Annotated in this window: 16 protein-coding genes; 5 read left to right on the top strand and 11 right to left on the bottom strand. The window is 44.7% G+C overall.

What is annotated here, in order from left to right; all coding sequences use genetic code 11:
* Window positions 1-40: 40 nt before the first annotated feature.
* From BWI97_RS02620 to BWI97_RS02580, 9 genes are all read right to left on the bottom strand, one after another.
* Window positions 41-2566, bottom strand: coding sequence for a sacsin N-terminal ATP-binding-like domain-containing protein (locus BWI97_RS02620; protein ID WP_102199919.1), 2526 nt, complete (start codon window positions 2564-2566; stop codon window positions 41-43).
* 90 nt (window positions 2567-2656) lie between these two features.
* The gene (locus BWI97_RS02615) at window positions 2657-5419 is read right to left on the bottom strand and encodes a DEAD/DEAH box helicase family protein (RefSeq protein WP_102199918.1); all 2763 of its coding nucleotides are present in this window, start codon (window positions 5417-5419) and stop codon (window positions 2657-2659) included.
* Window positions 5420-5428: 9 nt separating this feature from the next.
* Entirely contained in the window at window positions 5429-6109 is a 681-nt protein-coding gene (locus tag BWI97_RS02610) for a hypothetical protein (protein ID WP_102199917.1), read from the bottom strand.
* Between the two features lie 10 nt (window positions 6110-6119).
* Complete coding sequence (locus BWI97_RS02605) at window positions 6120-7964, bottom strand: site-specific DNA-methyltransferase (RefSeq protein WP_158242671.1); 1845 nt, start codon at window positions 7962-7964, stop codon at window positions 6120-6122.
* Window positions 7965-7970: 6 nt separating this feature from the next.
* Complete coding sequence (locus BWI97_RS02600) at window positions 7971-8261, bottom strand: helix-turn-helix domain-containing protein (protein WP_102199915.1); 291 nt, start codon at window positions 8259-8261, stop codon at window positions 7971-7973.
* 220 nt (window positions 8262-8481) lie between these two features.
* Window positions 8482-9714, bottom strand: coding sequence for a site-specific integrase (locus BWI97_RS02595; protein WP_102199914.1), 1233 nt, complete (start codon window positions 9712-9714; stop codon window positions 8482-8484).
* A 426-nt stretch (window positions 9715-10140) separates the two neighbouring features.
* Complete coding sequence (locus BWI97_RS02590; RefSeq protein ID WP_102199913.1) at window positions 10141-10755, bottom strand: pyridoxamine 5'-phosphate oxidase family protein; 615 nt, start codon at window positions 10753-10755, stop codon at window positions 10141-10143.
* A 36-nt stretch (window positions 10756-10791) separates the two neighbouring features.
* A complete protein-coding gene (locus tag BWI97_RS02585; protein ID WP_102199912.1) occupies window positions 10792-11775 on the bottom strand; it encodes a type I glyceraldehyde-3-phosphate dehydrogenase in 984 nt (327 codons plus the stop codon).
* 70 nt (window positions 11776-11845) lie between these two features.
* Complete coding sequence (locus BWI97_RS02580) at window positions 11846-12724, bottom strand: AraC family transcriptional regulator (RefSeq protein WP_094811237.1); 879 nt, start codon at window positions 12722-12724, stop codon at window positions 11846-11848.
* A gap of 464 nt (window positions 12725-13188) precedes the next feature.
* On the opposite strand from BWI97_RS02580, the gene BWI97_RS02575 reads away from it, so the two are divergent.
* From BWI97_RS02575 to BWI97_RS02565, 3 genes are read left to right on the top strand one after another with little or no spacing between them, the layout of a single operon-like run.
* Window positions 13189-14073: an AraC family transcriptional regulator gene (locus BWI97_RS02575; protein WP_102199943.1), complete on the top strand. Its 885-nt coding sequence runs from the start codon at window positions 13189-13191 to the stop codon at window positions 14071-14073.
* 17 nt (window positions 14074-14090) lie between these two features.
* Entirely contained in the window at window positions 14091-14492 is a 402-nt protein-coding gene (locus BWI97_RS02570) for a DUF983 domain-containing protein (protein ID WP_233207734.1), read from the top strand.
* An 18-nt stretch (window positions 14493-14510) separates the two neighbouring features.
* Window positions 14511-15443 carry a carbon-nitrogen hydrolase family protein gene (locus BWI97_RS02565; protein WP_102199911.1) on the top strand — a complete coding sequence of 311 codons (933 nt, stop codon included), beginning with the start codon at window positions 14511-14513 and terminating at the stop codon, window positions 15441-15443.
* Between the two features lie 46 nt (window positions 15444-15489).
* On the opposite strand, the gene BWI97_RS02560 is transcribed toward BWI97_RS02565, so the two are convergent.
* Window positions 15490-16116 carry a sterol desaturase family protein gene (locus BWI97_RS02560; protein WP_094811241.1) on the bottom strand — a complete coding sequence of 209 codons (627 nt, stop codon included), beginning with the start codon at window positions 16114-16116 and terminating at the stop codon, window positions 15490-15492.
* Between the two features lie 303 nt (window positions 16117-16419).
* Here BWI97_RS02560 and BWI97_RS02555 point away from each other — a divergent pair, with 303 nt between their 5' ends.
* Together BWI97_RS02555 and BWI97_RS02550 are read left to right on the top strand one after the other, a co-directional pair.
* The gene (locus BWI97_RS02555) at window positions 16420-18882 is read left to right on the top strand and encodes a glycoside hydrolase N-terminal domain-containing protein (protein WP_102199942.1); all 2463 of its coding nucleotides are present in this window, start codon (window positions 16420-16422) and stop codon (window positions 18880-18882) included.
* 291 nt (window positions 18883-19173) lie between these two features.
* Window positions 19174-23322, top strand: coding sequence for a hybrid sensor histidine kinase/response regulator transcription factor (locus BWI97_RS02550; RefSeq protein ID WP_102199910.1), 4149 nt, complete (start codon window positions 19174-19176; stop codon window positions 23320-23322).
* 225 nt (window positions 23323-23547) lie between these two features.
* Here BWI97_RS02550 and BWI97_RS02545 read toward each other — a convergent pair whose 3' ends face one another.
* On the bottom strand, window positions 23548-25101 hold the full coding sequence (locus tag BWI97_RS02545) for a RagB/SusD family nutrient uptake outer membrane protein (protein ID WP_102199909.1): 1554 nt from the start codon (window positions 25099-25101) through the stop codon (window positions 23548-23550).
* Window positions 25102-25107: the final 6 nt, after the last annotated feature.

Genomic DNA, 25107 nt, shown 5'->3' with positions numbered 1-25107 from the left:
TCTTCTTCGGTAATTCCTTCCTCTTGAAGTTTTTTGCCAATTAAGTAGCTGCTCGCTGTTCCTCTGAAAGGTCTAAGTCATCTTCTGGGCTTTCAATCCCTAAAAATTCAAGGAATGCCGAAATGTCGTAATCCTGCGATGTGTAGATTTCATTAAGGTCTTCTCGTTGAATTTCTGCGGCTGATTTTAGATTGCCTTCGGTATCATAAAGCCATTTATCATTTTTGAGGATTGATGACAGTGTAGATTCAAACTTTTGGGACTTTAGATATTGATTCCATTTGGGCACATATCGGAAGTTACCCATGATACTTGATTCGAGAGAATAAGAAGACTTCCCGTGTACATGGAATAGCATGTATTCCCAAATCAGGGTAGAAAGTTCGGGATTGATATTTGATACTGCTTCTTCTATTCCTTCCAGAATGGTATCTGTAATAGTTTGGTTTGCAACATAGGTTTGAGACACTTCGATGTCTTCAAGAGCAAATTTTTCTTTGTTTTCGTAGGTTACTAATAGCTCTTTATCAATTAGGCGGGGTTGATTGCTACAACCTAAGGCCAAAAGAAAGGAATAGAACGAGCTTTTGCGAGGGCTATGGATGAAGTCCAGATAGTAATCTTCATCCAAAATATAGACCTCCTTTGCGTGAGCAAAGTATTTGTTGAGTTTTTCGCTCGGAATGTAAATAGACTCAGGAAAGCAAAAGTAAACCGTATCAGGCTCATTGGCTTTTCGGGTTGCTATGAAACAAGTCTCTTGGAGTTTATCGAGATAGTCACTTTGGAGGGAAGCCGGGCAAGCATCATAGTAGGATAAGAAAGAATCGAAGTGGGCTAAGATTTTGTCCTTATCATCATAGTTAAATCCGTCCTTGTATTGCGGAATTATGGTCTTGAAGATTTCTGCTCGTAAGTCGGGCTTACCAATACCCAAACCCTTAAAGAAGTCAAGGGCTTCTTCATCCTCTGTAAATGGTTTGTAAATGGTGTCGTAGCTCGTTGCTCTTTCAGAAAGCAGAAAAATGTTAGGTGCTGTTAAATCATCATTAAAAGGCACAACGGCCTTTCTGTCTTGGTTTAGCAGGATTGGCCGTTTTTGAGCAAGCTTCTCTTTATCATCCCAAAGGGATTTTCGCCCTCCCAAATAGGCATAGAATTTCAATAGCCATTCATCTGATTGTGCTTCCATGAAAGGAGCATCAATTCTCCTCAGAAGTTTTTTAGGTTCTAAGGTGTCGCTAATGATTGAATTGATATAGCTTTCTAAGGTTTTATTAGCTTGGTTAAGTTGCTTTTGTCCTTTGCTTACGAACACCAATCCTGAATCAGGGTTGCCCATTAGCTTGCTGATTTGTTGGTCGGAAAAGAGTTCTGCTAATTCGGGATCTGATGCCCAATATGACTTTGCTGTTTTGTAATACTTCCCATTTCTGCCGGGCAATAATTGGTCGGCCTGAAATTTCTTTAAGATTTCGGTATAGAAAGGTTTGAATGAAATTTTCGCTTTGCTGCCTACGTCTACAAAATCACTTTCCTTGTATGGAATCAGCTCTAAAATGCTGTCGTTGAGTAGGTAGGTTTTATTTCTTTCACCAATGGTTTTGAGTATTGGTAAAGAATTGGCAGCAAGCTTTGCCGCAAGCTGTATGATTTCTATATTCCATTGCTCACCTGCTTTTATGCCCTCTCTACTGTCTGTCAAAAGGAATGGAGCCTGAATAACAAAGCCTAACTTGGTTTCTTCTTTGGTTGGAAAGAAACAAAATGCCTCATAAGTATATCCGGTTTCCAGTTCCTTTTGATCGAAAACAAAGAAACCCACATAAATGCGGTGGTGTGATTTAAGCTGTTTGTGTGAAACACCAGTAGAGAATAGCCATATCAACTCTTTTTTATTGACTTCATTTTCTACGCATTCAACCTCCGTTAAATCAGCACGGATATTGTCAAACTGTTCTGTATTTAATATCCGCTTGGAATAGATGCCTTCTTTTTCATTTGATTTCCAAGTGATCTTTTGAAGATTAGTAAGGAATAAAATGGGCTGAAAGAGTGAATCTAATTTGTCCTCAATCTCGGTATAGGCATCCCCTGGCGACTTTGAAATGTGATTGAAAGGGAAGTAGAAAACTGTTTCACCTGCTGCCCTTTGGCCATTTAAGGATTCAATTTCATTGGGTACTATGTAGTTTTCCAGTTTGAAATTGTAATTATCATCATAAATGTGCGGTGACATGCTGTAAGCAAAAACCGCCTTGAAGCCTATTCCAAACTTTCCGATTTTTTGTTCATCAATTTTGGTTGAATTGCCAATGGAAGTAATGGCGTTTATATGACCAAGGTTGCCAGTTTCTGAATCTTCATCTTCATTGTCCGGGTCTGATATAGAGAAGCGAACAGAGCCATTATGTTTAAACCAAAGTCCGTCTTCTTCAAGGCGAAAATCAACCCAAGTGGCTTTTGTATCATCTGCATTCTGAAGCAATTCATAGACGAAGTGGGCACTGTCGGAATACTTTTTAATTGCTGTTTCCCAGATACCACGGTACGCTTTTTTAAGCAAAACTTCTACGTCTTTTTGCTTAATCTCCTGTAGCCTAAGTTAAAAATTTTTTCTCTATTATCATCTCAGAATGGGTCAATTCTAATTAGATCAAACTTTTAAATCACTCACTGAGCCAACTACGCGATAATTTACATCGTCAATTACTTTAAAATGCTTTTCTGCACATGCTATTTTCAATCGCTCTCTATCGCGTAGTAAAGTGTGGTCTTTCGCTGCCTTCGGGTCTTTGGTTTCAGCAACGAAGTAGATTTTGGCATCTTCTCCGTCTTCTTTCTTTATTAGAGCCCAATCAGGGTTGTAAGGACCGATTGGAGTTTTGACAACAAATGTTCTAGGAAGCTTTACATAAAAAAGAATATCATCCCTGCTTTCGCAATCTTCAGCAAACTTCCTTTCCGGTGAACTGAGTGAATCAATAGCAATGTAATTATAAAGGGTTTTGGCTTGTTTCTTAACTTCCATCAGGTTTTCCAAGTATTGCTCTATTTCGGCTGCTTCAAAGAGTTTCATTTTGTAAACCTGTCCGTCTATCCTTTCGTATTGAATGCCATTGATCTTGATGCGATCAAACTCCTGCTTGATTATGCGTACTACGCTATCCATAAATAGCTGAGGATTGTTGAAGATTTCACCTAAGCGGTTAGATTTCAAGACGATTTGCGTAATAGTATCACGGGTAAGTTCCGTTTTAGATTGGATATAGGCGATAAAATTAGGTATGTCGTAATTTGATTCCTTTACCATTTTCTCTTTTGATCCTTTTTGCTCGCCGCCCAATTCAATCAGCTTTCCCTTAGCGTCCCTAATGAACTTTGCCACATTCTTTTCACGGTAAATCACTGGCCGTTCAATAGGGGGCATTGCTTGCAATGCAGCCACACAATTAGCAATTAGCTCTTTGGTGCTGTAATCAACTTTGTATTTTGTTTTTGCTCTGATTTTCTCCCAAAGCTCAAGGAATAGAGCATCCTCCATCCATTTGTCTTTGAGCCTTACGCTCGTTCTTGCTCTGGCATTTTTGATGCGACCTTCGAACTTTACACCACAATCATCCTCTATTTCTTTTTGTAGGGCTTTGGAGAATGATTCATAGGCTTCATTGGCTATGATGGTAAGCCTATTGATAGCACGGTCAAGGTTTCTTGCTCCGGTTTGGTCAACGCATAAGCGAAGGCCTCTACCTATTTCCTGTCGTTTCTTAATATCCGACTTGGTTTCGTTAAGCGTACAGATTTGGAATACATTGGGATTGTCCCAACCTTCACGCAATGCAGAATGACTGAATATGAATCGGAGAGGCACTTTTTCATCCAATAGCCTTTCCTTATCACGCATAATTAGATTGAAGGTATCATCATCATCCTTGGTAGTTCGGGTTTCTTTGGTGTCTTTGTATTTGCCTGCTTTATCCTGGCTAAAATATCCAGCATGCACTTCATTGGCTTTGAAGCTCATTAAGCCCCTGTAAGCTGGCATACTTTGCCATTTGGTATAGCTTTCTTCAAACCATTCGGCAAACTTCCCTTGCACGGTGTTTCTTGTATCATCATACTCACGGTAGTTTGCCACACGGTCGATAAAGAAGATTGATAAGACCTTGATTCCTTTACCGTGTAACTCCTTTTCTTTCTTGAAGTGGTTCTCTACCGTGGCATCTACCATTTCCCTTAGTATCTGGTCTGTAAGACCGCCAATGGGTTGACCCTGATAAACAATTTGACCACTTGAAAACTCAATAAACTGATTGTCGGCATCTATCTCATTTATTACATAACCGTCTTTGTATATGTCCCAATTTTTAGAAATCTTGTAAAGATTATCTCCAACTTTTGCGGAAACCTGTTTCTTCTGTACTCCTGTTTTTTCATTGACAAATATTGAAACCTTGGCAGTAACTGATTTCTTGGCCATACGGAAACCATCAACACTGATGAAGGCTCCTGAACTGTCGTTTCGGGCTACAACGGAATCAACCTCAATTTGCTTTACCAACCCCAAATCATACGCCTTTACCGGGTCGAGCTTGTAGACCAGGTTGTAAAGGTTCTTGTGGGTTGCTGAATATCTTAGCGTAAATAGGGGATTGAGATTAGCAATAGCTCGCTTTCGAATATCGGTTTCCATATTCTGCGGCTCATCAATAATCACAATCGGATTAGATTTCTGAATGTACTCTATGGGCTTTATGCCTGATTCCCTTACCTGGTTGATGACGTTGACATCTTTGGTGAAGGAATCAATATTGATAACCAAAATTTGAATGGCGTTACTTTTGGCAAAATTGCCCAAGTCTGTCAATCGGCCTGAATCATACACCCTGTAATCCGCGGGTTGGTTTTCGTAGATTTCCTGAAAGTGGTCGAAAGTGATTTGAAGTGATTTGATAACCCCTTCACGAATAGCCACTGAAGGAACTACAATTACAAACTTCTTGAAGCCATACACTTTGTTGAGTTCGTAAATAGAACGGAGATATACATAGGTTTTACCCGATCCGGTTTCCATTTCTACGGAGTAGTTGGGAAACTCGGTTACTATTGATTTACTTTCCAGAACATTTTTTACGGATACATCTTCATTGTACCAAAGCTTTTCTATGGCAGGTGATATTTCGTCTTCCCTTAGCTCATTTTCCTTTTGAACCTTATTGAGGTTTGTGAGCAATTCTTCTTCTGTAAGTGCAAGATTGTTTCCTACACCTGCCTCCGTGAAAGTAATACTGCCACTGTTAGTATCAGCCATAGAGAACTCAAAATCTGAATTGCTCAAGGGCTGGCCGTCAAACAAGTCAATGACTGATTGAATGGCTTGAAGTTGGTATACTTGGTTTTTATCGAACTGTAGTTTCATAAATTTCTATCACTTTAGAAGGTTAATTAAACCGTCTATTTCTTTGTAGTGTATCGAAAGTTCGGTTTCATAATTATCAATTTGGCTAACTGTTCCGAATCGTGTACGTGTACCGGCTTTGATAATTCTACAGGTTCGAATTACTTGTTCAGAAGTATATCCCACAATAACAAGATTTTTTAAACTCTCGATATTCTTAATGTCATCCACAACATAATATGAAAGTACCATGTGGTCTTTTCCAGGCTTATGTGCTTGTATTACCGGGTACATGAAATTCCAAGAAGATCTTGGCTCAAGCTTAGTTAATGCAGTTTTAATATCGACTAGAAGAGTAGCCGAACCTTTTCGCAGTTCTAAATCATATTTATCGTAAAAATATTCTCTCACATACAGAATGTCTGATTCATTTTTAGAATTATACTTTAAGATGTACCTAATTTGGGCTATATCAAATTTGCTTTCCCATGATTCTACTGTTACACCAATAGAAGTATAATTGTTGGATATATATTCACGTAGAAAATACTCAGTTATGTAACCTATGAAACTATCGTGTGAAACGACTGTAAATTTGTCGTAATTCATATCGAATTGCGAAAGATATTTTTTACAATTATTCCGAAGTTCCTCAAACCCGTAAGCAGCAATTACGAGATCTTGCGTTAATTTTTGTTGAAAGGAAATCATACTTTTCCTGTTATATTGTTTTGAAGGTTATTCCATTGTCCTCCAACTTGAGTTGGATATTAGTCTTTTTACTATCTTCATTTTTAAAAGACTTATCAAGGCATATGAATTGGCTTGGTTTGAGCTGGATCAAAAAATCTAAAATAGTATTGTCTATCTCTGAAAATGAAATTGCCAGTTTATAAGAAGTGCTATAATAAATTGTCTTTTCTCCTTTATTCCATTTAGAAATCTTAGATGAAAGTGGAATTCCAGATTTTAAAAGTAATTCCCATAGCATATTGCTATCCAATGAATCGGGAAGAATAGAGCTTTTAAATAACTCAACCTGCTTTTTTAATTCTTCAGAGTTTGAAATATTATCGGTACGCCAAATCTTGAAGTTAGAGTTTTCAAGACGGAAAACACGGAAACCGACTTTTTCATTGTGTTGATTAGTGAAGAGTTCCTTGGGAGAAGAATTTAAAGAATTAATTACTGATTGAATCCGCTTTATTGAAATTGAAGATATTGATTTATAGCCCTTTTGGTGTGGTATTGACTTTTCTTCAACTGGTTCGGGTAGTTGGATGCAAATGAATTTTCTGTTACCCCCGTCTTGTTTATTTAAAGCTAAAACAGCATGTGCTGTTGATCCAGAACCAGCAAAGAAATCTAATATTATATCCCCACTATTAGAGCCAAGCTTTAATAAATGCTTAATTAAATTTGTAGGCTTTGGTGCTGTAAAAAATGCATTTGAACCAAAAATTGTCTCAACTTCTTTTGAGCCCTCTTCATTCGTTGCTATGTCGTCAAGCCAAGTATTTGGTAATAATCCATCTAACTCCGAAAGGAAGATTTTTAAGCGAGGCATTCCTTCTCCTCCTTTAGGAATATATAGTCTATCTTCTTCAACGTATTTTTTAAAAGTATCTGGAGAACAACTCCATTTTGCAGTTATTTTTCTTCCATTAGGCAATTTAAGCTCATAGCTAGGATTGGATGAATTTTCAGGTTGAGCCAATGGACGAGTTTGATAAACCCCACGAGGGTCATTATCTGGATTATTAAAAGTTTTTTTGATAAAATCATCCGAATAGGGAAGCTTATTAAACTCAAGCTTTTCAATATTTTTTGCGTAACAAAGTATGTAGTCGTGTACTGGTGAGATGAACTTTGAAAGGTTAGCTTGAGTCTTCCTCCTTCTCCACATTAGTGTCGAAACAAAATTCTCTTCGCCAAAGATTTCATTTAGCAACAACTTTAGATTCGAATATTCATTATCATCAATGCTTACGAAAATAACTCCTTCATCCTTTAAGAGATTGCGTGCAAGAAATAACCTGGGTAGCATCATAGAAAGCCAATTGGAGTGAAATTGACCATTTTCTTTTCTATTTTGACGAAATAATCCTTCTCTTGTCAGTAATCCATCTTCGTCCTTTTGGTTAATACGCTGAAGATATTCCTCTTTCGATTCTGAAAATTTATCAGGATAGATGAAATTATCAGATCCTGTATTATAGGGAGGATCTATGTAAACCATTTTAATTTTACCGTAGTAAGGTTTTTGAAGAATTTTTAATGCATCCAAATTCTCTCCTTCAATGAAGATATTTTCAGTTTCTTCCCAATTTATTGATTGTTTAAAGTCGGGATTCAATGTTGATTTTGATGTTTCTTGTAGAACCTTATAAGCATCATTTTTTCCTGCCCAGTTCAAATGATACCTTTCGGAATCTGTATTGATGCTTTCACCCAAAAGGTGTTTGAGTTGTTCCACATTTATTTTGTCCTCCGTAAAGGCCCCCGGAATGATTTCCTTCAATTTGGAAATAAGGTCTTCGGTAACATTCAAAGATTTGCCGTCCATACTCATTTATTTTTTAGTGTTTTTAATCCAGTCAATTACCAAGTGAAGGGAATCTGAGGCCAAATCCTCATCATTCACAAAATCAAAAATTTTGTCTGCTAACCAAAGAGTGAGGAGCTGAGGTTTATCCGTATGGAGTAAGTCTGCCAACTGCTCTACTTGTTCACGCTTCGCCTTCCTATCACCACGCTCAATCTTGCTAAACATGGGAGTGTCTATTTCAAGATTGGCTGCTAATTGTCGCTGCAAAAGCCCCTGGCTTTCTCTCAGCTCTCTTATCCTTTCACCGAAGTACATGGCCTGTTAGTTTATGGCTTGTCAATATTTGGCTAATATACGAAACAAAAAGAACAATCAGCTGTTTTGATCGATTTTGAAAGAACAAGGTTTTAAGAGAACGGATGATGGTCAGAAATTGTATACCTAACTCCCTACATTTCCCTATAACTTAATATTCCTTTAATGAGGTATTTATGTAATGTTCATGTATTTCATAGGATATAAAGTCTAATTTGATTTATAAATAGTTTTTTGCTATAGAATTTAATTGTTCATTTTCAAAACTGTCCAAATAAATTTCAGTAGTGCGTTCTGTATCATGTCCCATCATTTCTTTAATGATAGCTGTGGATACACCGCTTTTCTTAAGAACAGAAGCAAAACTGTGGCGGGCTGTGTAGGTAGAAATGGGCAGAGCTGATTCTACCATTTCTCCGATGATCTTCAAATCACGGTTGACGTTCTTGAGAACTTTGTCAATGCGGTTATCGATCTGGATGGGGGTGAGGTGTTTTCTTTTATTCAGGATAGGAAAAATGTAACTTTCTTCGTTTTCATTCAGAATACTTTTCTTATATACGTCAAGAATAGTAACCAGCTCAGGACTCAGGCCTACGTTTAGGCTTTCGTGCGTTTTTCTTCGGATGTAATAGATACTATCATCTATAATGTCTTTCCATTTGAGGAAAGCGATGTCTGAGAAATTGATGCCCCAGGCATAATACGAAAACAGAAAGATGTGTCTGGCAAATTGTAAGGAAGGTTGTTTGGACAAATCCAATGCTTTTATTTTGTCCATGGTTTCTTTAGGTAAGGCACGCTTTTTAGTTTTGACCCTTCTGTATTTAGCGAAGTCTATGTTTTTAAATGGATTGTAATCAGGTTTTACAAAACCATCTTCCTTTGCGTAGTTTAGTACGGTTTTAAACGTTCTTAAATAAAGAAAGACAGTATTACTTTTGTTCCCTTCCGCCTGAAGGTAATCTTCGTAGCGTTTAACAAATTGAGTGGTAATATCAGAAAATTCTAAGTCCTTTCCCTTTCGGAAAATTTTTAGCTTATTGTAGGTTGATCTAATTACATTGGAATTACCTACACGGGCTGATTGAAGTTGGGTTCGAATGGTATCTTCGAAATAATTATATACGGTAATACTGCGTTTAGTACGATCAGAGAAGGCAGCCAGCTTTAATTCTTCCAATGAATATTCACGTCCTTCATTTTCGTAGTTAAGGATGGTTTTCTGAATGTGAAGCCTGAGTTGAGTAATAGCAATGGTCAGCTCTTTGTGATGGGGATGGTTCTTCTTTGGCAAACATAGTTTTTCGTCCCACTGGTCTTTTGTACAGCTTTTAGCGGAGAGGGCGATATACTTGTGCTTACGATCTTTGGTAAGACGAACGTAGATAGGAAGTTCTCCATTTTGGAGCGGTTGATCAGAATTCAGATAAAACTTTACTGTAGTTGCCATGACGTTTCTGGAGGGTGCTATTTGGAGGCAAGAGGTTGTTTCAGTAAATTATCTACTATCATAATACTGAAACATTCCTGCTTATAAACGTCATGAATGTATAACAAAACGATGAAATCAAAAAATTAATATACTGATAATCAAACATGTATAAATATAATAATAGTATCGATAAGATCTTTTTTCTAGCATGGCATGCAAGAGGTCGTCGGTTCGAGCCCGATCTTCTCCACTTCCTTGAAGGCTTTTAGAGGGATTCCTCTGAAAGCCTTTTTTGTTGCATCGGACGAACGAATACGCCTTTAGCCCAGTAATCGGCGTACTGGAAAATGAAAATAGACTTGAGTTTTCCATCACTGGTCTCAAGTCTATTTTCAGAGAATGGTTGAGTTAACCTGCCCGACAGCAAAGATTTCTTTGTCCCTATTACGAATCGCCGAGTTTTGCCCGCAGTACTTTAATTTCCCGCTCCAACTGCTGAATGTACTGATCTTTGGGTTGATTAACCTTTTCCAGCTCCTCCAACGTGTACCGAGGCGTAATGTGCTGCGGACAATTCCAATCGTACGCTTGGATGTGAAACAGCAGTAACCGCTCGGATTTGAATTTATAATCCTCGGGTTTGAGTAATGCGTAAAGCTCTGGGTTGTCGCGGATTTCCACGATTTCGGCCTCGGCATATAGCTTCAAACGGGCCCGTAACGGGTAGGAGAGCAACATCAGCGATACGTTTGGATTGTGTTCGATGTTACCGACTGAAATGTACTGCCGGTTTCCGCTAAAATCCACGATACCGATCGTCTGGTCGTCAAGTACCTTAATAAAACCCTTCGGTCCACCCCGGTGCTGAATATAGGGGAAGCCGTTCGCTCCCGAAGAAGCCAGGTAAAAGCTATCCAGCTGACCGATGAAGTTACGCTCAACGGCGGTCAAGCCTTCCGTGTAGGTCATTCTTTCCATCCGCTCGTAGGCATTGCGACTCCCCATGCGTTCCTGGATTGCTTTGATGCCATCGGTAAAGGCAAGTGCTGCGTAATTCATGGTAGTAACGGTTAAGAATCGACGGAAGTTACTCTACTACAGGGACTGAATTTGTCGGATCATCTGGTTGGTGAAGCCCCATTCATTGTCGTACCACGCCATAACTTTGACCAGATCGCCATCCACCACCCGCGTCATCTCCAAATCAACCGTTGCCGCAAAAGGGCTTTTGACGATGTCACTGGAAACCAGGGGTTCATCCGTAACGGCAAGGACTTTTTCGTACCGGGGCGTAGCCGCTTCTTCGGTCAGAATCTGATTGATTTCCTCAACGCTGGTTGGGCGTTCGGCAATAAAGGTAATGTCCGAAATGGAACCGACGGCCACGGGTACGCGTACGGCAATGCCGTCGAATTTTCCGGCGTACTGCGGTAAGGCTTTCGTGGTGGCAATGGCGGCACCGGTAGCCGCCGGGGCCAGGTTATTGGCCGCTGCCCGTCCCATCCGGGGTTCGCGTTTGGAGGGAGCATCCACTAGCGTCTGGGAGGCCGTGTACGCGTGCGTCGTGTTCAGAATGGCTTTTTTGATACCCAGCCTACGGCCCAGTATTTCGATTACGGGACTGATATTGTTGGTGGTACAGCTCGCACAGGAGAATACGGCGACTTTCCCCGCTTCGGTATTCACGCCGTGTACCACCGTGGGTGTGTCTTTCGTCGGACCCGAGATGACCACGAATTTCGCTCCGGCCGCGAGGTGTTGATTTGCCGCAGCCTGTGAGGTAAAAATCCCCGTGCTTTCAATGATTACTTCGGCTTCCAGTTCTTTCCAGGGCAGGTTTTCAATATCCCGAATGCTGGTATACTGAATGGCTTTACCATCAATTAGGATCGTATCTCCCTCGACGGTGACTTCTTTTTCGTATTTACCGTAATTGGTATCGTATTTAAGCAGATAGGCAGCGTTTTCAATGCTCATGAGGTCATTGATCCCTACCAGTTCCAGATCAGTGGTTTCAAAGATTACTTTAAGAGCGGCCCGGCCGATACGTCCAAAACCGTTAATGGCTATTTTTTTCATGATGCTATGTTTAGGAAGGAAACCAGAGTGATTTCATGCTTCAAAATAGCAGCATAATTCATTGCCGGGGTTAGGCATAGATTCCTGAGGTGGTAGCAATCTTTCCTTCCGAGGTTGTATTCGCTAAAAATTTTTCCCGATACTGAAGGGGGGAGATGCCTTCTTTTTTCTTGAAAAAGCGGCTGAAGGAATGAATGTCCTCGTAGCCAAGCTCGTAGGCAATTTCCTTGATGGACAGGTTCGTGTAGCCAATCTGTCGCCGGGCGTGCATCATAATGCGATCGTGAATGATGTGCTGCGGTCCCCGGCTGGAAATTACAGAAAATACATTCGAAATGGTCTTGGGCGATTTGTTGAGTTGAGAAGCGTAAAAAGCCACGTCGTGGTGCTCGGTAAAATGTCTTTCCACCAAATAGTTGAATTCGCGAATGAGATCGCTTTGCCCTTTTTCCAGCTTATGAAAGTCGGTAGATTTTCGCAGGATCCGGGCCGAAAGAATCAGCATCCGTTTAAGAATGGACTGTAACATATCTTTCTTCAGAATATCGGTTCGTTGCATCTCGGCTTCAAATAATTGCCAGGAGATGTCAAATTCCCAAAGTATTGCTTCATCAATGGAGATAATCGGAATTCCTGAAGCCCCAAAAAAGAGAAAGCCTTTGCTGCCTACTTCATTATCGTGATTGATGATGCAGTAGAAAGGCTGGTTGAATCGAACCATACGGGCGGATTCCAATTCAATGCTATCAATGTGATGAAATTCGGTCAGGAAAATGATCTGATTTCGAGCGAGGCGATAGGGGACTTTATCAACGGTCAGATCCAGTCGTTCTCCGGTATTCCAGATAAACGTCAAATCCGTCGCTTTAACCTCGAAAACCGATGGGCTGTTGCTTGGATCGAGTTCATACACGCGTATACGCTCGTTGGTGTCATGTTCGAAGGTCATAGGTGATCGTAAGGATGGATAGGGTGATACAAAGGAGCTCAATCTATCGTTAGCGATCGCCTCCTATGAACGTTTACCTTCTCCAATGAATAATCTAGAAAGGGATACTAAACATAGTACAGGAGAGAAAAATAGGTTCCCGGATGAATAGATACACTAACTAATAAACGGAAGCAATAGACCTCGACAACGCGTCATAACAGATTTTATATACCCGTCCTTACCTTTCCTACTAACCCTTAAAAATGGCCCCAAATAGAGCCCATCGGTAAATAGTACCATAAAAACGAGAATCTGTACGCTGAAGCGTACCTCCAGCCCTTCTACTTTTGACCCTATCTCCGTAAGCGTTCCCGGGCTTTGCCTGCCCGGCTGCGTTTTGGGTATTATCTGGATGCGATTGTTAGGACAGAGCGAGATGAAAATGCGGTTCTGAATCAACCCAGATGCTTAACGTTCCCCGTATGAAACAGTCAACCGAATCCTTCGCCATTCCCATGGTTAACATCTATTCTTTAGCCGAGTACCGGCCGGAGGATTTTTTAATCAAGCGGTTTGCGGAATATGTACAGGAGCATAAAAACTTGCGGCTGCTACATCGTCACGATTTTTACCATCTGGTTCTGTTTACGGAAGGAGCGGGGAGTCACGCCATTGACTTTGAAAGCTTTCCAGTACTGCCTTTTCAGATTTACTTTATGATTCCGGGACAGGTGCATTCCTGGGATTTTACGGGAGAGGTGGAAGGCTACGTAATTAATTTTTCCAGTACCTTTTTTCAATCCTTTCTGTTGCGTCCGGATTATCTGGACACCTTTTCTTTTTTCAGTGGAATCGCCCGGGAGAGCGTTATTCATCTGCCCGAATCTATTCAGAAATCGCTGACTAGTTTGTTTGAGCAACTCCTGGAAAAACAGCAGGAATCTGTACCGCAGCGGTCGGATCTTTTAAAGGTGCTATTACTACAAATTTTCTTTACCGTCGAAGCACACACGGCTACGAAAACGACACTTCCGATCACCAACTATAACTACGTCATTCTTAAGAATTATCAGAAGTTGATTGACCGGAATTTTATGACGCTGCGTCTGCCCATGGAGTACGCCCGGCTACTGTATATCACGCCCAATCATTTGAATGCTCTGTGTAAGGAACACCTGGGAATGCAGGCCGGAGAGCTCATCCGGAACCGAATTTTACTCGAAGCGAAACGTCTGCTGATGAACTTTGGAATGAATATATCGGAAATCGCCTATGCCTTAAATTTTAGCGATAATTCCTACTTTACTAAGTTTTTCAAAAAATATACGGGAACGACTCCCGAAGAATTCCGTAAACGTAATACCTAACCAAGCACCCAAGTCTAATGAAACGAAGTCAATTGCAGGGAATGGTACTCGCGAAATGTCCCCATTGCCGACAGGGAAATCTGTTTAAATACCCGTTCTGGAACGTAAAAAAATTCGATCAGATGTACACGTTTTGTCCGCACTGTGGACAGCGATACGAGAACGAACCCGGCTTTTTTATTGGAGCCACGTATGTCAGTTATGCCCTCTCCGTGGGGATAGTATTGGGTACGGCCATCGTTCTCTTTAACTTCTTTGGGGACCCCTCCGCCTTTGTTTACATATCCGTAGCCATTGGCTTAATGCTGGCGACTATGCCATTTAACTTTAGAGTAGCCCGCGTAATTTACATTTACTTATTCTCGGGCATTGAATATGAGGAAAATCCCCGCCTGATTACCCGGGAAAAGGAAGTGTAGTTCTAAACGTAGCAAGGAATGCTGAATGTAGTAAAAGTAGGCGTAGTACAGGCTACTCCCGTTTTGTTTGACCTGGAGCGGAGTGTCGAAGTGGTCCTTAGCTGGATTAAAAAAGGTGCCGAGCAGAATTGCGAACTACTGCTGTTTCCGGAATCTTTTCTTCCGGCGTATCCCAGGGGACTCACGTTCGAGGCGATGATTGGCCGTCGTACGGAAAAAGGCCGGGAAACCTGGCTTGATTACTGGAAAAACAGTCCCGAAGTCGATTCGGAGGCCATTCGACGCATCCAGCAAGCGGTGCAGGTGGCTGGAATCATGGTAGGGCTGGGCATTACGGAGAAGGACCCCATCGGCGGATCGTTGTACTGTACGCTTCTCTACATCGGAAGCGACGGAAAGATTCTGGGCAAACATCGCAAACTCAAACCCACGGGACTGGAGCGGTTCATTTGGGGTGAAAGCGATGGAAGTTCGCTAATTACGCTCGATACACGTCTGGGAAAAATAGGTGGACTGATCTGCTGGGAAAACTACATGCCCCTGGCCCGAACGGCATTGTATCAGAAAGGGGTCGAAATTTACCTGGCTCCCACTGCTGATTCGCGGGAATCCTGGCAGTCCACTATGCAGCATATTGCCCTTGAAGGGCGTTGTTTCGTGCTGGCCTGCAATCAATTTGTACGTAAAAGCGACTACCCCGAACGCTACCAAGCCGAGCTGAGTCAGGAGCCCGAGATCATGAGTGCAGGTGGCAGTGTGATTCTTTCACCGATGGGGGAAGTACTCGCGGGGCCGCTTTGGAATCAGGAAGGATTATTGACCGCTGAGCTGGATTTTGCAACCCTTGCCAAGAGTAAGCTGGATTTTGACTGCGTGGGTCACTATTCGCGTCCGGATGTGTTTCAACTCACCGTGCATGGTCAGCCCGATACCCAGAAAGTGGATCGGTAAATACAAAGCGTAAAAGGCCCGGAGCAACGTTCCGGGCCTTGTGCTTTTATCCTTTTGAAGAATAGGTTCTGAAAATGTAATCCCACAGCGGAGACGAAACGCCGTAGTTCAGCGTATCATCTTTATAATGGTGAATCGCGTGATTGATCCAAAGCCATTTGAATAAGTTGCGGGGCGGCTGATAGGCGTGTACGATGAAGTGTACAAACAGATAGCCCGCGTAGCCCACCAGAAAACCGGGAAAGAATGCGTAAGCCGCTTCCCCTAAAAGCAAAAAGGTAACGCCAAATAAAGAGGAGCCAATCAAAACGGCCAGAGCGGGCGGCATGGCTAATCGCGTTTGATCCTTCGGGTACTCATGGTGAATACCGTGGAAGGTATACTGCAACCGGGATTTGATGGCGTTGGTAGGATCCATGTGAAAAATGCCCCGGTGAGTGACGTATTCCACCAGCGTAAAGACGAGTATTCCCAGTCCGAACAAACCGAGTATCATGATCCGCTGTAATGCCGTATGCGTAAAGGCGTACCAGCCCAAACCAGCCGAACTAAGTAGGTAGATCGAAATAGGAACCGCAATATGCGTACGCGACAGGGCTTCCAAGACTGGATTCGTAAAAAGGGATTTGGTACCGGAGTGCTTAGGCCGGGGGTTTTCTGCGTTTATTTCCATAGAAAGACGAGTGGAGCGAATCGATCAGCAAAGGTAGAGCGGCTCTTTTCCCGGCTAATGGTACCCAATAGGGATATCCTGGTACAAGTTAGGCGAAATGCGGTTAACAAGCGGAGCGTCTATACGCCATCTCCTTACTAGGGATTCGGCGGTAAAGAAGCCAGTCATGAATCCGTACGCAAGCGAGTATGAAGTCATTTTGATTCGACGAAAAAAATTGTGTACGGACCAACTTCCAAATAGGAGTATGACCCTATACATTTATACGTAATACCTATAGTAACCTATTCTATACTGCTAATGATGATCCGACATTACCTCTGCCTACTTTTATTAATGCTACCTGCCCTGGGCTTTTCGCAGCAAAAGCCAGCCCTGAAACTTTGGTACAAAGAACCCTCCGGAACCGTCTGGGAAAACGCCTTGCCCCTGGGTAACGGCAGGCTGGGAGCCATGGTGTACGGAAACGTGGGTACCGAAACGATCCAGCTTAATGAACATACCGTCTGGAGCGGTAGCCCCAACCGCAATGATAATCCCAATGCGTTAGCGGCTCTGCCCGAGATACGGCAACTGATTTTTGATGGCAAACACAAGGAGGCGGAGCAGCGAGCCAATCAATCGATTTTGACGAAGAAATCCCATGGACAGATGTTTCAGCCCGTGGGTAATCTGAACCTTACCTTCGAGGGTCATACGGCCTTTACCAACTATTCCCGGGAACTGGATATCGAACAGGCCATCGCCCGAACCACCTACACGGTTGGGGATGTGACCTATACCCGGGAAGCATTGGCTTCCTTTCCCGATCAGGTGATCGTCATGCGGCTGACCGCCAGCAAGCCGGGCAAGTTATCCTTTACCGCTTCTTTTTCTTCCCCGCACCCGAAAGCCGAACGCAACCGGACCTCCAATCGGGAGCTTACCCTTTCCGGAATCACCTCCGATCACGAAGGCGTGAAAGGAATGGTGAAATTTAAAAGCATCGCCCGTCTGAAAACCACCGGTGGAAGCCTTTCGGGTACCGATACGTCGCTGGTTGTCAGTGGAGCCAACGAAGCCGTCCTGTATATTTCCATTGCTACGAATTTCAACAGTTACAAAGACCTGGGTGGTGACGCGGATGCCCGGGCCGCGGCGTACCTGAACAAGGCCTACGCCAAATCCTATCCGGCGATTCGGAAGCCCCATATCGAAGCCTATCAGAAGTTTTTTAATCGAGTGAAATTTGATTTGGGTACTACGGATGCGGCTAGTCATCCGACGGATGAACGGCTGAAGAACTTTCGCTTCGCGAACGATCCGCAGCTCGTGACGCTCTACTACCAGTACGGACGCTATTTACTGATTTCGTCTTCTCAGCCCGGTGGCCAGCCTGCCAACCTGCAAGGGGTCTGGAATCACCGGATGCGACCGCCCTGGGACAGTAAGTACACCATTAACATCAATACCCAGATGAATTACTGGCCGGCCGAGAAGACTAACCTGAGCGAAATGCACGAACCCTTGTTCCGCATGATTCGGGAACTGGCTGAAACAGGCCAGGAAACGGCGAAGGTCATGTACGGGGCCGGGGGCTGGATGGCTCACCATAATACGGATCTCTGGCGAATCAACGGTCCCATCGACGGAGCCTTCTGGGGAATGTGGACGGCGGGTGGAGCCTGGCTGAGCCAGCACCTCTGGGAGCATTATCTGTACAACGGCGATCAGAAATTTCTGGCTTCTGCGTATCCTATTCTGAAGGGAGCGGCCCAATTCTACGCCGATTTCTTGGTCGAACACCCCAAGTACCACTGGCTGGTCGTAACGCCGAGTACTTCGCCCGAAAACGCTCCCCAGGCTCACGGCGGTTCGTCGGTAGACGCAGGTACTACGATGGATAATCAGATTGTCTTCGACGTATTCAGCACGGCCATACGGGCAGCGGAACTCTTGAAACAGGATGCGGATTTTGTAACGATGCTCAAGGAAAAACGGCAAAAGCTGCCGCCGATGCACGTGGGCAAACACGGACAATTGCAGGAATGGCTCGACGATGTGGACGATCCGGAGGATAAGCACCGCCACGTCTCGCATCTGTACGGCCTGTTCCCATCCAGCCAGATTTCAGCCTATCGCACGCCCGAGCTGTTCACTGCCGCCCGGACTTCGCTTCTACATCGCGGTGATGTATCCACGGGTTGGAGTATGGGCTGGAAAGTGAACTGGTGGGCTAAATTTCAGGATGGAAATCATGCGTATACACTGATCCAGAATCAGTTAACGCCGCTTGGAGTCAACAAAGGGGGTGGGGGAACCTATACCAATTTATTCGATGCCCACCCGCCGTTCCAGATCGACGGAAACTTTGGCTGTACGTCCGGCATTACCGAAATGCTACTCCAAAGTGCCGACGGGGCCATTCATTTACTACCGGCCTTGCCCGATGCGTGGCCCCAGGGTAGCATTGCAGGCCTACGGGCCCGGGGCGGGTTTGAAGTCCTGGCGATGGAGTGGGAAAAGGGCCAGATCAAGAAAGTAGTCATTCGCTCGACGCTGGGGGGGAACCTGCGGGTTCGCACGCCCAATGCCTTGCAGGGAACGGGTGGACTCACGTTACATCAGGCTACGGGCTTGAATGTCAATCCCTATTACTACACGGAAGATATTCCGGCGGCGGTCATTTCGGATCAGGCTCCACGTACTAGTCTTACCCTCAAGCCAACCCAACTGTACGACATTCCCACCCGAAAAGGGGAACAGATCACGCTGATCCGTCAGTAGGATAAGGGCGTTTCATCTGTTGGGGAAAGTGGTCTCGTGCGATTTTCCCCAACAGATGGATTCATGAAAACCAACTATTTCCGCACGAGATAACAAGTAAAGATTTGAAGGAATGAGAGACGGATATACGTATACTGGATTAAAAAGATTAACTTTTGGACTTATTTGATAGCACCTCGCCAGGGTTGCTCCGTGAATCCAGCTTTTTCCAGTGGCTGAAGTCCGTTCTTACAACGGTGTATTACTATAGGCTTCACGGCTGGATCAGTGCTTCGATAGCTGCAAGTAGGCATGAAGATAGTCATACGTTTTTTCCTCCTGATCCTCCTAACGATCCTGAATGATGCGGGGTTATTCGCCCAGAAATTGCCGCTGGGTTTTAAGAGCTACTCCAATAAAGATGGACTTTCTTCCAGCACCATCTACAGTTTATGCAAGGATCATTTTGGCTTTCTCTGGCTGGCTACTGAAGATGGACTCAACCGTTTTGACGGTACGAATTTCAAAATCTACCGACATGATGCCGAAAAAAACAAGGGCTTAAAGGTTAATCATATTACGGCACTGTTTGAAAGTGCAAACGGGGATTTGTGGATTGGGACTAACGGCGGTTCGCTCAGCTATTATGACCGACTTTCCGACTCCATAATTCCGTTTGAAGCCGTAGGAGATAAAAAAAAGATACAGCCCGCCATTACGCATATTACGGCTGATGATAAGGGAAATCTCTGGGTGACCAGCTACGGAGCCTTGTACATCATTGATCCCGTTACCAAAAAACTGAATCTTCAAAAGCCCTACCAGAAGCTGCTAAAAAACTTCGAAGGGCAAACTTCGCTCTATACTTTCCAGGATCGGAAGCACCAGACGTGGATCGGGACGGATAAAGGTTTGTGGCTGTACGATAAAAGCTATACTCTCCTTCGGCACTATCGGCACGAAGACCAGGACCCCCGAAGTTTAACGCACAATTACATTTCCGCGATCGTTCAGGATAGCCGTAATCAGATCTGGGTAGGTACCATTGGCGGCTTAAGTAAGCTGGAATCGGACGGGAACCATTTTAAAAATTTCACCTACGCCTCGGGCCAAAACTCAATCAGCAGTAACACCATTTACGCCCTGGTCGCGGATGACAACGGCAAGCTGTGGGTAGGAACCGACGAAGGCCTGGACGTGCTGGATCTGAATACGGAGAACATTGTTAGCTACGGTCCTGACAGTCGCGATCCGCACAGTTTGAGTAGCCGATCCATCCGTTCCGTGCTGGTGGATGACAAGGGCATTTACTGGGTAGGAACGTATCAGGGCGGGCTGAATAAATACGATAAAAGCCAGAGCCATTTCAAACTCAAACAAAGCAACGCGTTTGATCCATTTGGCCTGCGGTCATCCACGGTGACTTCGTTTGCGGAGTACCGGGACCGCGTGTTTGTGGGAACCGATGGTGGAGGTTTACACGAATACCTACCGCAGAAAGAGGTATTCAGACAGATTCAGCTACCCGACGATCGGAAGAACATCAGACACGATTTGAGTATTCTGGCTCTGGAAATGGGCCGTAACCAGCAATTATGGGTTGGTACGTACCTGAACGGATTGTTTTGTTACCAACCCGGTTCGCAGCACTATGCCCGGTTTAAAAAAGGGCCTGGCGAAAAAGATCTGAACTGTAATGACATCTTCTGCCTGAAAGAAGATCGGCAGGGGAATCTCTGGATTGGAACGAACGGTGGGGGAATCAATATTCTCAACGTGCAGACCAGCACCATTGAAAAACTGGTGAATCCGAGTGATCATACGGATGATAAAACCAAACCTTCCAACAACTACATCCGGGCCTTTGAAGAAGACAAGTCGGGCCGAATCTGGGCGGGTACCTTCGGTGGCGGCATTTCGGTGTACGACCCCAAAACCAGAACCTTTACGTTCTACAACAAAAGAAACAGCGGTTTACCCAGCAATTACATCCTGTCCATCAAGGAAGACGCCAAAGGAACGATCTGGGTAGGAACCAACGGAAACGGGCTCGCGTATCTGAGCCCCCAAAGCAGGCAATTCCAGGTATTGTCGGAAAGTGACGGGCTGATTAACGGGGTAGTTCTGAAAATCATCGAAACCCCCACGGGCGAACTCTGGCTCAGTACGAACAAAGGTCTGAGCTGCTTCAATCCGGTTAACAAACGATTTAAAAACTACACCCATCACCACGGCTTGCAGGGTGGAGCTTTTGTGTTGGGTTCGGGTTTACAGCTTTCAACCGGGGAGTTGTATTTCGGTGGACAGGGAGGATTCAATCACTTCAAGCGATCGGATATCAAGATCAATAACCAGATTCCCGAGGTGGTACTGACGGAACTGAAGATTGATAATCAGGCCGTGGTTCCATCCCCGAAGGGGCCGATTAATCAGTCCTTACTGACTGCCAGCGAAATTCGGCTGGCCTACAAGCAGAACTTCTCCATCAATTTCGAAGCCCTCAATTTCACCGTTCCCGAGTACAATCAGTACAAATACAAACTGGAAGGCGTGGATAATCAGTGGATTGACGCGGGTAAGGAACACAGTGCTTATTACACAAATCTAAGTCCCGGGGAGTATACCTTTCAGGTGATTGCATCGAATAACGATGGTCTTTGGAATAACCAAGGCACATCCGTTCGTATCAAAGTAGCACCGCCCTTTTGGCAAACGATCTACGCGTACCTATTCTACGTACTAATCATCTTCGGAATTTTGTACTTAATCCGCCGCCGGAGCATCAACAATCTGAAACAAAAATTTGCCATCCAGCAGGAGCGACTACGGGCGAGTCAATTGCTGGAACAACAGCGTAAAGAGGCCGAATATTCGCGGGAATTTGATCGGATGAAAATCAAGTTTCTGACGAATCTCAGTCATGAATTCCGAACGCCGATTTCGCTGATTGTTGGTCCGGCCGAAAAACTACTCAAACAGAATTTTGACGAAAGTGCTGCCAGCCAGCTAAACCTCATCAATCGAAATGCCCGGCGGTTGAGCAATCTGGTGAATCAGCTGCTCGATTTCAGAAAACTGGAAGAGCAGGAGCTGAAACTTCACCTAAAGCAAGGCCCGATCGTAGCTTTTCTAAAAGACGTCGTGTATTCGTTCAATGACTTGGCAATTCGGAAGAACATCATTCTGTCATTTTCGAGTGAAATGGAGGAAGAGACGCTCTATTTCGATGAAAATAAAGTCGAGCGAATTCTGTTTAATCTGTTGTCCAACGCGTTCAAGTTTACCCCAGAGAAGGGTTCAATTCGGGTAAACCTGGAAGCGTGCCCCGAGGAATCCACCGCTGAGGTCGCCTGCATCTGCGTGTCCATCAAAGACTCCGGCATTGGCATTCCGCTCGAAGCTCAGGACCGGATTTTCGAAAGCTTTTTCCAGCATGATACGGGGCCGGCCATTCTGAATCAGGGTACCGGCATTGGTTTGTCGATTGTGAAAGAGTTTGTCAAAATGCACGACGGACACATCAGCGTGGAAAGTGCCGTGGGACTGGGCAGTAAATTTACTTTTCGGTTACGGCTAAAACGGGAGGTGAGTCAGCAGGTACCCGAAAGAACTGAAACGCTGTTGCCGGTGACGCCTGCGTTAACCAACTTCCCCGGGGTGGAGGTATCCGCCAAAAACGCAGATCAACCTTTGGTACTGATCGTCGAGGACGACGAAGATTTCCGTTTTTACATCAAGGAAAATCTCAAGACGTGTTATCGGCTGTATGAAGCTACGAATGGGAAAGAGGCCTGGCAACGCATCCTGTTTCATCACCCCGACCTGATTGTCTGCGACATCAATATGCCCGAAATGAATGGGCTGGAACTGACGCGAAAGCTGCGAGCCGATAAGCGAACCAAACACATTCCGATCATTTTGTTAACCGCGGCCGTCGAAGAGAATGGTCCGCTGTCGGGTCTGGAATCCGGGGCCACGGATTACATCACCAAACCCTTTGACTTTGCGGTATTACAGGCAAAGATGAATAGCCTGATCGCCCTCAACCGGGTCTTCAAGGATACGTACACCAAGCAGGTCGTCATGACTTCGCCCAATCCGGAAATTGTTCCGGAACGGGAGCGATTCCTGGAGAAAGTACTGGCTTACGTACACGACAATCTGGCCAATCCCCAGCTATCGGTGGAAACCCTAAGCAGTCACTTATCCATGAGCCGGGCTTCGCTGTACAACCGATTGCTTGAGTTTACGGGCATGACACCGGTTGAATACATCCGATCCATCAAGCTGGAACGGGCCGCTTTGCTCTTGCACAAAAGCGATATGAACATTGCCGAGGTCGCGTACGAAATCGGTTTCGCCAACCCGAACTACTTTACCAAGGTGTTCAAAGCTCAGTTTAACATGACTCCTTCGGAATACATTCAGAAAAATAAAGCGAAAGCAGAGAATGCGGTATAACGAAAAAGTCTGGGTATGCTGAATCCTTAACAAACGCAGGATTCGGCTGGGATGCAGCTTGCATAGGGGAGCGAAACCCTGAGATTCGATCGTTTAAAAGCGACACCTGATTGCCTGGATTAAAGCGAAAGGGCATGAGTGGCACATTCGCCACTCATGCCCTTTTTTCATCTTCCGAAAACAAGTGTTTGCTTCCGGATGAAACCGGAAGGAACGCAGAGTTACCTAATAACCCGGATTTTGCTTACCGTTGACTAAAGGGTTATTATCTAACTCCGCGACCGGAATGGGCAGTAATTCATCCCGACCCGCCCGGAAATAGGAGAATGGTTCCTGCGTGAAATAACCCTTGGGTCGCCAGCGGAGAATATCGATGCTACGCATACATTCCACGGAAAGTTCAACCATTTTCTCGTGCATGACGGCTTTGATCACCTGAGCTTTAGTGCTGGTGGGATATTGGCTCGTCGGATACGCGGGCATCGCTACACTTTTGCGGGCTCTAACCTGATTGAGGTAGCCAACGGCCGCCGTAAGATTCCCCAGCTCGGCTTCGCATTCGGCCAGGTTGATCAGTACTTCGGCATAGCGGATAATCCGCTGATTATTACCGCCGGGGTGGTAACTAGCCCGGGATTTGCCTTCCTTGTACAAAATCATAAACTTCCGGATGCTGACTTTCTTGCGAACACCATTGACTACCGATGAATTACCGTTCTGATCCGCATCCGTCAGTACATCCGCATCATTGTTGTAACGATCACCGGTTTGGTAGAAACTGAAATTGAATCGGGGGTCGGTTTTGGCGGCTCCGGTGGCCGTGTTTTCGAATTCATTCAGCAGCTTGTCCGAGGGAATCAGGTTTCGCCACGCTACCGGATTGTACTCCTGGTTACGAATGGTCGATTGAGCGGAGTTGGGGGTATCGTTGCCGCCCCAGTTAAAATCATTATCCCCCTTATCGACGTAGGCAACTTCGAAAATGGACTCGGCATTAAATTCCGTCTCCTCTTCAAAATTGTCCAGGTAGCGATCCGTTAACGTATACGCACCGGAGGTAGTGACTTTAAGCAAGGCTTCCTTGGCTCCGGCATAATCATTTCGCTGCATCAGCACCCGGCCCAGCAACGCATGGGCAGCACCATTGGTGGCTCGTCCTTTATCCGTAGCCGCTTTACCGGGTAAGGCACCGGCCGCCTGACGCAAATCTTCGATGATCAGGGTATAAATCGCATTCACCTCCGCCCGGGGCTGATAGTCGGAAGGGGACTTAACGGGTGACGTGTACAGCGGTACGCCTCCCCAGAAAGTTACCAGTTCAAAATAAGCCCAGGCCCGCAGGAATTTGGCTTCGGCCACCGCCCGGTCGCGTACGGCCACATTATCCGTCACATTAGGGCCGTTTTCGATCACGGTATTAGCCCGGTGAATGACTGTGTATAAGCCATTCCAGACCGAGTTCATGACGCTGTTGGTGGGGTCCGTATTACCGCTCAGAATCTGAAAACGGGGTACTTCCAGCTGACTTCCGCCGGCTGCCACCTCATCGCTTCGCAGGTCATGCAGGAAAAACCATTCCCGGGCCACCAGCGAAATGTTACGCACCGTGGCGTAAATGGAATTGGTGCCCGCCAGAAGTTCATCACTATTTTTGAAATAATCGGTCGTGGATACCACGTTTTCGTTGATGGTATTCAGCGTATTGTCATTACAGGAGTAGAGAATGGGCAGCATCGCCAGTACACACGCCGTCCGAATGCTTCGCTTAGATAGTTTCATACAAGT

The sequence above is a fragment of the Siphonobacter sp. BAB-5405 genome, assembly GCF_002872335.1.
Lineage (GTDB): Bacteria > Bacteroidota > Bacteroidia > Cytophagales > Spirosomataceae > Siphonobacter.
The sequence above is the reverse complement of the archived record's forward strand: the minus strand, read 5'-3'. Positions and strand labels throughout refer to the sequence as shown.

Excerpts from the sequence above, each read along its gene's own strand:
- BWI97_RS02600 (WP_102199915.1), bottom strand. The coding sequence starts at position 8,261 with ATGTACTTCGGTGAAAGGATAAGAGAGCTGAGAGAAAGCCAGGGGCTT.
- BWI97_RS02580 (WP_094811237.1), bottom strand. The coding sequence starts at position 12,724 with ATGACCTTCGAACATGACACCAACGAGCGTATACGCGTGTATGAACTC.
- BWI97_RS02595 (WP_102199914.1), bottom strand. The coding sequence starts at position 9,714 with ATGGCAACTACAGTAAAGTTTTATCTGAATTCTGATCAACCGCTCCAA.
- BWI97_RS02605 (WP_158242671.1), bottom strand. The coding sequence starts at position 7,964 with ATGGACGGCAAATCTTTGAATGTTACCGAAGACCTTATTTCCAAATTG.
- BWI97_RS02575 (WP_102199943.1), top strand. The coding sequence starts at position 13,189 with ATGAAACAGTCAACCGAATCCTTCGCCATTCCCATGGTTAACATCTAT.
- BWI97_RS02565 (WP_102199911.1), top strand. The coding sequence starts at position 14,511 with ATGCTGAATGTAGTAAAAGTAGGCGTAGTACAGGCTACTCCCGTTTTG.
- BWI97_RS02590 (WP_102199913.1), bottom strand. The coding sequence starts at position 10,755 with ATGAATTACGCAGCACTTGCCTTTACCGATGGCATCAAAGCAATCCAG.
- BWI97_RS02550 (WP_102199910.1), top strand. The coding sequence starts at position 19,174 with ATGAAGATAGTCATACGTTTTTTCCTCCTGATCCTCCTAACGATCCTG.
- BWI97_RS02570 (WP_233207734.1), top strand. The coding sequence starts at position 14,091 with ATGAAACGAAGTCAATTGCAGGGAATGGTACTCGCGAAATGTCCCCAT.
- BWI97_RS02615 (WP_102199918.1), bottom strand. The coding sequence starts at position 5,419 with ATGAAACTACAGTTCGATAAAAACCAAGTATACCAACTTCAAGCCATT.
- BWI97_RS02560 (WP_094811241.1), bottom strand. The coding sequence starts at position 16,116 with ATGGAAATAAACGCAGAAAACCCCCGGCCTAAGCACTCCGGTACCAAA.
- BWI97_RS02545 (WP_102199909.1), bottom strand. The coding sequence starts at position 25,101 with ATGAAACTATCTAAGCGAAGCATTCGGACGGCGTGTGTACTGGCGATG.
- BWI97_RS02555 (WP_102199942.1), top strand. The coding sequence starts at position 16,420 with ATGATCCGACATTACCTCTGCCTACTTTTATTAATGCTACCTGCCCTG.
- BWI97_RS02610 (WP_102199917.1), bottom strand. The coding sequence starts at position 6,109 with ATGATTTCCTTTCAACAAAAATTAACGCAAGATCTCGTAATTGCTGCT.
- BWI97_RS02585 (WP_102199912.1), bottom strand. The coding sequence starts at position 11,775 with ATGAAAAAAATAGCCATTAACGGTTTTGGACGTATCGGCCGGGCCGCT.